This window comes from Collinsella sp. BIOML-A6, from assembly GCF_009875845.1.
GTDB lineage: Bacteria > Actinomycetota > Coriobacteriia > Coriobacteriales > Coriobacteriaceae > Collinsella > Collinsella aerofaciens_H.
The window spans coordinates 1-1,307 of the sequence record NZ_WWSL01000017.1; the positions used below are offsets into that span (position 1 = coordinate 1).

A 1,307-nucleotide genomic window follows, 5' to 3' on the forward strand; every position below is an offset into this window, starting at 1 on the left:
CTCAATGAGCCTCAGCGCCTCGCGCCGGAACCCGTCGTCATAGTGCTTCCTCCGATCCTCACGCATACGAAAGAACCGCACCTCCAATCATCGAATCCGAATTTCTTCAGTCCAATAATCGGGGTGCGGTTCACATTGCGATTGCGGACCCTTCACCATGAGTGCCGGTGAGCTGGCCGTCGTGGGAAACGCATCCGAGGAAGGATGCTCTTAGAATGCCAGCATTCCCAGATGTTCCAGCAGCACCTTCACGCCAATCAGAATCAGCACTACGCCGCCTGCGATCTGTGCCGGCTTCTGCCAACGCAATCCGAATGCGCGGCCGATATACAGTCCCGCGGCGGAGAACAGGCCGGTGGTCACGCCAATGATGATTACGGAAATCCAAATGTTGAGCGTCATGAAGGCGAAGCTCACGCCGACCGCAAACGCGTCGATGCTGCATGCCACGGCGAGCGGCAGCATGTGGCGCCAATCGAATTCCGCAGTCTCCTTGGCGTTCTCTTCATCCTCGCCGAACGCTTCGCGCACCATGTTGCCGCCGATCAGGGCGAGCAGTCCGAAAATGATCCAATGGTCCACGGCGGTGACGTATTTACTGAAGGTGGAGGCCGCAAAATAGCCGAGTAGAGGGAAAAGCGCTTGGAATCCGCCGAACCACAGCGCGGTTTTGCATGCGTCGATGCCGCGCAGCTTCTTGACGGTCAGGCCTTTGCCGATGGAGACGGCAAAGGCGTCCATGGACACGGAAACGGCGATAAGTAGGGTTTGAATCAACATAGCTGGTAGATAGGTTCATCCCGCCGGTCTCCCCACGGGATGGGCCTCGACGGTTCGTTATTTCCGCCTACGCCTAGGGGTACCGACATAGAACTGCCGCACGCGGGCCAATGGCTTCCAGCGGGCTTTGAATTCAGCGAATACTGTTCGCATGCCGTGAATTACAAGACCCCACTATAGCGCATCTCGCGAAAATATGGCCATGTGGCGGGGCGAATCCTCCAGTCGCTGGATGATTCGGGTCGTTGCATGGGTTCTGAGCGGGGTGATTCCTCCAGTACATGGATGAATCATCCCGTTTGGAGAGGCCTGAGCGGGGTGATTCATCCACCGGCTGGAGGTTTTGGGTCACTGGGCGGGCTTTGAGTGGGATAATTCCTCCAGTGACTGGATGAATCTAGTTGCTGAGTGGGCCTTGAACGGGTGGATTGTTCCAGTGGCTGGCTGATTTGGGCCGCTGAAAGGGCCTTGAGCGGGGTGATTCCTCCAGCGTATGGGCGAATTATCCCGCTTAGGGAGGTCTAGGC

Annotated in this window: 1 protein-coding gene; it reads right to left on the reverse strand. The window is 57.4% G+C overall.

Translation table 11 applies throughout. The features are described from left to right. Window positions 1-210: 210 nt before the first annotated feature. Window positions 211-780 carry a manganese efflux pump MntP family protein gene (locus GT495_RS06765; RefSeq protein WP_003838678.1) on the reverse strand — a complete coding sequence of 190 codons (570 nt, stop codon included), beginning with the start codon at window positions 778-780 and terminating at the stop codon, window positions 211-213. Between the last annotated feature and the right edge of the window lie 527 nt (window positions 781-1,307).